At 43.6% G+C, this 8,561-nt stretch carries 7 protein-coding genes; 5 read left to right on the top strand and 2 right to left on the bottom strand.

Annotated features, from left to right (window positions below):
* Positions 1-363: 363 nt before the first annotated feature.
* Together NG833_RS27370 and NG833_RS27365 are read left to right on the top strand one after the other, a co-directional pair.
* A complete protein-coding gene (locus NG833_RS27370; protein ID WP_254568433.1) occupies positions 364-1,080 on the top strand; it encodes a general stress protein in 717 nt (238 codons plus the stop codon).
* 231 nt (positions 1,081-1,311) lie between these two features.
* Positions 1,312-1,791, top strand: coding sequence for a BON domain-containing protein (locus tag NG833_RS27365; protein WP_254568432.1), 480 nt, complete (start codon positions 1,312-1,314; stop codon positions 1,789-1,791).
* 134 nt (positions 1,792-1,925) lie between these two features.
* Here the strand turns inward: NG833_RS27365 and NG833_RS27360 are convergent, their stop codons facing one another.
* A complete protein-coding gene (locus NG833_RS27360; RefSeq protein WP_254568434.1) occupies positions 1,926-3,278 on the bottom strand; it encodes a hypothetical protein in 1,353 nt (450 codons plus the stop codon).
* A gap of 357 nt (positions 3,279-3,635) precedes the next feature.
* On the opposite strand from NG833_RS27360, the gene NG833_RS27355 reads away from it, so the two are divergent.
* The 3 genes from NG833_RS27355 (at position 3,636) to NG833_RS27345 (ending at position 6,557) form a co-directional block, all read left to right on the top strand.
* Positions 3,636-3,926 carry an anion permease gene (locus NG833_RS27355; RefSeq protein ID WP_254568431.1) on the top strand — a complete coding sequence of 97 codons (291 nt, stop codon included), beginning with the start codon at positions 3,636-3,638 and terminating at the stop codon, positions 3,924-3,926.
* 360 nt (positions 3,927-4,286) lie between these two features.
* Positions 4,287-5,477 (top strand): DUF262 domain-containing protein, encoded by a 1,191-nt coding sequence (locus NG833_RS27350; protein ID WP_254568430.1) that lies wholly within the window; start codon positions 4,287-4,289, stop codon positions 5,475-5,477.
* A 15-nt stretch (positions 5,478-5,492) separates the two neighbouring features.
* Entirely contained in the window at positions 5,493-6,557 is a 1,065-nt protein-coding gene (locus NG833_RS27345) for an MAE_28990/MAE_18760 family HEPN-like nuclease (RefSeq protein ID WP_254568429.1), read from the top strand.
* Positions 6,558-6,797: 240 nt separating this feature from the next.
* On the opposite strand, the gene NG833_RS27340 is transcribed toward NG833_RS27345, so the two are convergent.
* Positions 6,798-8,132, bottom strand: coding sequence for a DUF2254 domain-containing protein (locus tag NG833_RS27340; RefSeq protein WP_254568428.1), 1,335 nt, complete (start codon positions 8,130-8,132; stop codon positions 6,798-6,800).
* Between the last annotated feature and the right edge of the window lie 429 nt (positions 8,133-8,561).

Here is an 8,561-nt window from a genome sequence, read left to right as displayed (position 1 = left end):
AATACGCCCCTACAATCTACACACCTTGACAGGGCTAGGGTTTGAACCCCCGCCGGTTGTCGCTATGGGGTTCAAACCCCCGCCGGTTGTTGTTACTACTACCGACCGATCGCCCGTTCATCTCTCAATAGGGGTAGAGGAAAAATAGCCAAAATGAGTGGAAAAAGGCAACGGCTGATCGCCCAATTCCTGAGTAGCGTTCGGGTCTGGAATATGACTCGACCTCCAAAAGCGCGATCGCCTATTTAGTTCATAAATTCACCCTTTCGATGGATGAATCTCCCGGGCAAACGTGATGTAATTGATATGTAAGACGGAAAGATATGTAGTTTTTCCAAACAAATTTTTTAAGCTGGAGGAAACATGGCTATAACATACCAAAAACGAGCCGTTGGTACATTCCCTACTCGGACGCAAGCTGAAGGGGCATTACGGGAACTCAAAGATAGTGGCTTCCCAATGGACCGCGTGTCTGTAATTGCCAAGCAGGAAAATCGTCCCGTCTCGGATGACCTCCACGGTGAAGACCGAGGCAATAAGGCCGATGAAGGTGCAGCCGTTGGTGCAGCAACTGGTGGGGCGATCGGAACCATTACGGGTTTACTCGTGGGTTTGGGTGCACTTGCCATTCCCGGCATTGGTCCTATCATGTTAGCCGGTGCAACCGCAACCGCCTTGGCAACCACCGTAGGGGGTGCAGCGGTCGGTGCAGCAGCAGGTGGCCTAATCGGTGCTTTAGTTGGCCTGGGTATTCCTGAAGAACGCGCTAAAGTGTATAAAGAGCGCGTCGCCCGTGGTGATTACTTAGTGATTGTAGACGGGACCGAAGCAGATATCGCCCGTGCCGAGACGATTTTAAACCGGGGTGGCATCGAAGAATGGGGCGTGTATGACGCTCGCAACACCCATGATGTGCATCATCAAACCGATGTCGTTCGTCGTCAAGAAACCGTGGTTGAAAATCGCACCCCCGTGGTTGAACGCGAACGGGATGTGGTTCGTACCGATGGCGATGTCGTCTATGAGGATAATGTTGTTAAGGTCGTTGACCATACCAAGGAACAAGATATCCGCCGCTAAACTTTAGCTTTTTTCTAAGCAAAGAATGAGGCTGGAACCCTTGGCCTTGATTGAACTCAGTTTACAGGGTTCCAGCAGTCGATCTCTTGTATTCTCACAGAGAATTTTAAACAGACACTTTCAATTGGGGCGATTCAGATGTGCTAAACATAGCTCAGAAGCAGGTTTTTTAACCCCTCAAAACTGAATCACATATCTACCCTAAACGTAAAAAAATTCAGGAAAATAACCATGAAAAAGATTACTCCTTTCTTACTCGGACTCGCAGTTCTATTTGGTGCCGGTGCTTGTCAAGACTTAGAACGTACCAGCGCTGATGCTCCTATCACCCCCGAGGGAAACGTAGATGAACCGGCTCAAGTAGAAGAGACCTACGAAGATGCCCGCAGCGATACTCGCCGCGCTCAACTCGATAGCGATATTCGGGCGCGGGAACAACGAAACGACATCGCGGGTGACCCCCTAGACCGCGCAGACAGTGACCTCGCTAGTGAAGTTCGCAGCAAGCTAGAAGCGAATATCCCCCGGGGTAAGTTGTCCGTATTTGCTGAAGATGGGGTGGTTACCATCACCGGAACGGTTCCTAACCAAGAGGAATATAATTCGATCCCCGTTTTTGCCCAGGAAATTCTTGGGGTCCAAGAGGTGATACTAGAGGACGTACAAGTCGTTGATCCATTAGTAAACCCAGATCCGGATGCTGCTCAATAGAACAAGCGGGGTATCATTATCCCGATAATGATTGCCCTTCTTTAAAGAACAAGTTTAAAGAACAAGGTGCGTTAGACGTTTGTCTAACGCACCTTGTTCTTTGCTAGGGGTGAAGCGCTCCTCGCCCCTCAATTTTAAAACGGCTGTAATTGTTTATCTTTGTCTCGGGCAAATTTCAGCAACTCCTGAGCTTCTGCCGAGACAGTGGTTCCGGCTTGTACTTGCTCCAATTGGGTGATAATTTTCCGTAAGTCTCCCGAAAGTCTCCCCCAGTCGAGACTATCCTGATCGACTCTTGCCAACTGCTGCCAAGCGGCGATCGCCTCTTTTGCCCGGTTAAGAGTTTGCACGGACTCCTTTTCCGCCTGTAAGCGCGTCGCCACAATCCCGCGATTCACCTCATATTCCGCCAGTTTTTTCTGAACCTCCAAATAGTCCGGTGCATCGGGTGTCACCTGTTCCAACCGGGCGATCGCCATATCCCACAACCGCTTAATTTGCTCCCACTGCGCCGCAGAATGGGGGGGATTTTGGGAGGCGACTGCCGCTTGCATGGCAAATGCCTTCGCGGCATCGATTGTCGTCGCCGTTTTCAAACTCCCCTCTGCCGAACCCACCACCTGCTCAAAATCCCGCATTGCTGCTGTCAACTTCGGTTGCGCCATCTGACTCGCCAAGGTTCCCGGAGGAATTTCCACTAACTGATCAATTGCCGACTGCCATGCCGCGATCGCCTGCTGTTTCTGAGTCAGGTTCGTTGCCTGCTGATACTCCTGTTTCGCCGTATTCAGCGCCGTTTCCACTTCCCAAAGCTGAGTCTGAGCATTTTGTTGCTGAAACAGAGTCGCTTCCATCCGCCCGATCGCCTTCCGTGCCGACTCAAACTCATCCACCGTAAAGCGCCAACTACAACCAAACAGGGTGCAGTACCGTTCTGGATAATAGCCCAAAAACCACACCGGCAGGCGATCGAGGGATTTTTGCGCCAGCTTAACCTTGGACGTTCCCAACTCAAAATCCGCCCGACTCGTGGCATTATTCACCAGTTGATCCGCCTGTTCCACCAGAGAAATCGCTTGGCGATAGTTATGGTCCATACTGATAAAACTCGGCAACAACACCACCGGAATCGTCTTAGAAACCGGACGGCGAATCATCGGATAAGGAAGATTGAGCACCCAAATCACAGCGGCGACTCCTGCCGCCCCTACCATCATTCCTGGGATCCATTTCAGGGCGTTCAAAGGTCCCGGGGGACGATTCGCCTTCTCTGCCGCTTTTAAGGTTTCTTCATCGAACTGGGGATAAATATCACTCAGAGTTTCTCGTATTTCTGCCGCAGTCACGGGATCTCCCGATTGGAGGCAAAGTTTTTCTAAGCGCTTCAACGCCATACTCTGCTGGATTTTGCTGGCAGGATCGGTCCCACTGGATTTTTCGATTTGGGCACGGAGGATATCAAACGCGCGATCGCTCAAACGAACCATAAACAGCACCTGGGTAATGGGTTTTGGTAAGCTGGGATGGCCTGGGCGCAGCCTCTGCTCAGGAGTCCGGGGTTCCCTTGATTGAAGATAGTACGGACCTCCTTTCCATTCTGTGATTATCTCATAACTGGATTGAGACAAATCTAAATCAATCCTAAAAATCCACTGACACCGATCAAGGCAGGAGTCGCCCCGGGAAAATGTTTAGAACCGGGAATGCGATCGCCTATAATGGCCTGAATGTGTCGGAAATTACCCATTATTTCTCGTCCAGCCTCCTGCAAGAGTCCTCGGTGATCCCAGAGGGCCTCTACCGACTTCCATCAACACCGCGCTTCACCCCTTTTAACACCAAACATGGGCCTAAAACAGTATTTTGGGTTTATCTCCAAGCGCATCAGCGCCTTCTTGCAACGATCGCAACTCTTTCAACATCGCTGGATCGGCTACTTAATCGCCGTGGCAATTTATGCCACCCTCTTACTCATCCCGCTTCCAGGGTTTGAACCCAGTGCACAACCCGCCTTTGCCGTATTTGGTTTAGCCGCCTTTTCCTGGGGGACAACTCTGCTGCCTCTGCCGGTTACGGCGATCGCCCCAAAAATCAAGACTCACAATAATAGCGATCGCATACCACAAACCCTTTAGCAGATAGATAATTGAGGATATTGTGCTTCACCAGAGAAAGCGATCGTAGTGACTTGACAATTAGCCAAAAACATAGTTATGATGCCCCTAAAAGATCGGCCATCGAACTTGAGTCGGCACGCAGTAACCCACAATGGGGTTATCATTTCCCCTAGTTGGGTTGCGTTCCTTAACCCAACCTACAAGATCGGCGATCGCACTAAACTGTTATTTGGAGTAATTTTATTAAGCCGACCCAAAAGAGCGGTGATCTCGCTTCATCAAAAAAAGTGGGCATAGCAACCCATAATAATCGCACTTAACCCAAGCCGCTAGTTGTCGCGCACTCATTGATCTCATAATTAACAAGGAAGAATAAATATGATCACAAATAGTCATTTAATTTTAGGTGAAACATTTATTTCTGGAAATAGCTTAGATACTCCTCAGGTCCGTCTATCAGACGATGAAATTAACGAAAAATATAAAAAGGGAGAGATAAGAATTGTAACAGAACAAGCTCGTTATCCACTTAATAGTATAGAAGCTATGCTTGACAGTGAAAAATATATCCGAAATCCTGAATACCAACGTCGTAAAAGATGGGACAATACTCGAAAATCTCGTTTAATAGAATCATTCATAATGAATGTACCTATTCCACCTATTTTTTTGTATGAAATAGACTATTCTATTTATGAAGTAATGGATGGACAACAAAGACTGACAGCTATAGATGATTTTTATAAAGGAAAATTTGAGCTAGAAGGATTAGAGTATTGGCAGGAACTTAACGGGCGAAATTATCAAAATTTACCTGAGCAAATTCAAAAAGGTATAGATAGACGATATTTGTCTTCTATTATTTTATTGCAAGAAACAGCTAAAAGTAAAGAAGAAGCTGAATATCTCAAACAGATAGTTTTTGAAAGATTGAATAGTGGAGGAGAGAAGCTAACTGCACAAGAAACAAGAAATGCCTTACACAATGGCAAGTTTAACCGAATATGTATAAAACTTTCTAAAAATGACCCTTTCCGTAAAATGTGGAAGTTACCCTTAGAAAGTGAAGGGGAAGAAAAGTTACTTGAAAGTGAATCTTATCGCAAAATGGAAGATGTAGAATTAGTTTTGCGATTCTTTGCTTATCGTCATATAGAGAATTTAAAATCTCCAGTGGATAAATTTTTAGATGAATATTTAAAACAAGCAAATAACTATTCAGATGAAACGATTGAAAAACTTGAAAATATTTTCCAAGAAACTATTCAGTTGATTTATTCTATATTAGGAGATTCAGCTTTCATACCTCCAAAAGAACGGCGTGATAGCAAAACACCATTAAAAACTATTTATGATCCAATGATGCAGGTATTTGCAAATAACATTGCCCATAAGGAAAGTCTACTCAGAAATAAAGCTGATATTAAAAGGGATCTATATTCAAATAAAGAATTGCTATCTATCAACGAAGAAAATAATAGATTGCTTTTTGATGGTAGATACAATAACAAAAAGGATGTAGAAGCACGCATTGAGTATTTTCAAAATTTCCTAAAAAACTATATTTAATTATTGATATAAATTATGAATATACAATCATTGGAAAACTTCAAAAGAGCATTAAATCAAATTAAAGAATATTTAAAACACATTCAATATGTAAATGATTTAACAGCTTATGCCATTATAGACACTGATAATGGACAAATCAAGGAATTACTTAATAGACTAAAAGAGCATGATAGGGGTTTTAGAATAGATAAACGAATATTTGAATATAAAGCTTCTATTATTTCACTTTATGGACTGCTAGAAAAATATGTAGAAATCTGGATTAAAGAATATCTTGATTCCCTCTCTAAAGTAGTACCTGAATATAATCAACTGGATGAAAAGATTAGAACTAATCATTCTGAACTGTCTTTAAAATTGATAAATACTATTACAACCAGCGAAAGGGCTAAATATCAGCATCTTACACAAGAGAAGGTATCAAATAAGTTAAATGAATGTATTGTTAATCCTAGCAACTATCAAATTAACACAGAAGCGTTTGTTCTTTTCTCAGGTAATTTAAAACATAATAAAATTGTAGAAATAATCAATAAGTTAAGTTTAGATTTAAACGATGAATTACTGAAGAATGAAGAACTTAATAATGAGATCGGTTTAACACGAGAAAGAATTTCCACAATAGAAAAAGATATTTTGTACAATAAAATCAATGATTTAGTTGAAAGACGAAACCAAATTGCTCACGGTTCAGAAAAGGTAGAGGATATCAAAAGCATATCTGAATTAGAACCTTATATTCAATTTTTAGAAAAATATTGTCAAGCTATTTTTCAAGCATTATTTGAACAACTTATCAAGCAAGAATCAATACATACTTTTCAAAAAATAGAAAAAGTAATTAAAATATATAATAGTAAAATATTAGCATTTGAGATTAACAATTATACAATAAAAGTCGGAGATATGCTAATAATTGAAACGCAAAAAAATAGATTTTATAAAAAGCCTATTTTGACAATCCAATTACATAAAAAGGATTATCAAGAACTTTCAATTACAGAAAAAACAAATATTGGTATTAGCGTTGAGCCTAAAATAAAAGAGAATCAAACATTTTACATAATCAAAAAATAGTGCGATCGCTCTTAGTTGAGATTGATCCTACAGGAATAATGGCGATCCTCATATTACCTTAGGCTAATTGGCGATCGCGTTGTCTCAGGCACAGTGCGATCGCTGATCTTGTAGGGTGCGTTACTCAACGCGCCTTTTTACTTTTAAACATGATGAATTTGTAATTATCTGATTTTTGGGATGTTCATTAATGCGATCGCTGCTCTTGTCGGTTAAGTGCGATCGCCTTCTTCTTTTTGATTAAACTTGACCGATCGCTTTCACCGCAGCCAGATACCGCTCTTTCACATTTTTGTAGTCCAACTTCTCCGCAATTCCTTCCTGGCCACCGCGTTCAATCATATCGGCATGACGCTGTAGAGTATTTCGGTCTGGTATTCGGTGAGTAAAGGGCGCGATCGCCGCGATCGCCTCTAACAACCGCATCGTCACCGCAACACTCGACTTTCCATACTGCCGAATCTGGTTGAAAGCCGCATCCGTCGCATCCGCAAACGAGATCGGTTCAGCGATGATCCGAAGCTGATTGTGGTCGTCGTAGCGGTAGGGAGAAGGAATTTCTCTTTGGGCTAAATGACAAAGAGCCGCGCTCAGTTGATCGATGCAGCGGATGGCAGTAAACGGATCGTTAATTCCTGGAGAAAGGGCGCGTACTGCAATCTCAACCAGTTGGTCGATGGGAAACTCCACATCTTGCTGCTCTGTGCGCTGTGAACCGAGAATAAAGGCCTCGTTGATCTGTACTGCAAGCTTTTTGTTTACCTTCTCTTCAGGAAAGACCCGTACAAGTTCACTTCCTTTTACCACAAAGCGACCAGGACGCTGCTGAATCCGCAATAACAGATTATTCTCTGTCGCAATCTGCATCAGTTGCTTGTCATTAATCCTTTGAATGTAGCCACTGGCGATAGTCTTAATAGGACAGGCAACTCGATCGAAGTCGGCTGGAATAGCGGCTAGGCTCTCCTCCTCTCGATGCTTTGATGTATTCCGTCCAATTCTTTCAGGAAAGAGCCGATCGATCGCACCATCAAGATCATACCCCACTTGTTTTATGATCTGATCGACCTGAATTGATGAGGCTGAATGATGAATAAAGTAAATCAATACACCAACACTGGCGATCGCCAAGCCAAGGCCGATGGTCACTGCTAGGTGAGGGACAAACTCATCTTTTTCTACCCCATTGATCGTTCGCAGCACCATCAAGCTATACACAAACGTGGAAATGAAAGTTCCCAGTACAATTTGGTTGCCCGTGTCTTGCATAAAGGTCCGCAGCAAGCGCGGCCCAAACTGGGAAGATGCAAGCTGAAGTGCCACGATTGTAATAGAAAAGGCAGTGGTAGCAACAGTCACCATTGAACCCGCGATCGCAGAAAGAATGGCCCGTGAACCACTAGGCCCTAGAGAATAAGCCCAGCCTATGTTTTCGATGAGAGTGGCTTCTTGGCTCTGGTCAATCCCGATGGTAATAAAGGAAAGGGCGATCGCCAGCAACACCATCAGGGTTGGCACAAACCAGAAACTGGAATGTAATGAGTCCCACAGTTTAGCTAACTTAGCGTATTTCATCGATAGTATAGCAACCGCTTTCAGCGGTTAGGGGCTAGGGGCTAGGGAAAGAAGGGGAAGAAGGGAATAGAATAAACTGGGTGTAAATGATGCCAGCTACTACAAGGCGAGTAAACCATTGGCGATCGCTAAAATCAACCAATTCTCATCCTTGTTTCTGGCTCTCCAGAATTGTCTTCGCATTCAAAAGCTCTTGATGTTGCTCTTTACTAAGCGTAGGATATTTGAGATTCAGTTCCTTTAACTGGGTATAAATGATCCCCGCCACAACCAGACGAGTAAACCATTTAGGGGATTGCAAAATATAAATCCTCCAAACGCGCAACTGAAAGTAAGGTATGTGTAGGGGCGCAATGCTTGCGCCCCTACATTGATCGCGCTACTCCGTTGATCTACGAACGAACGTTTTGGAGATTTTATTTTTTGGAG

The sequence above is a fragment of the Oscillatoria sp. HE19RPO genome (genome assembly GCF_024220515.1).
In the GTDB taxonomy this organism is placed as follows: domain Bacteria; phylum Cyanobacteriota; class Cyanobacteriia; order Cyanobacteriales; family Laspinemataceae; genus Laspinema.
The sequence above is the reverse complement of the archived record's forward strand: the minus strand, read 5'-3'. Positions and strand labels throughout refer to the sequence as shown.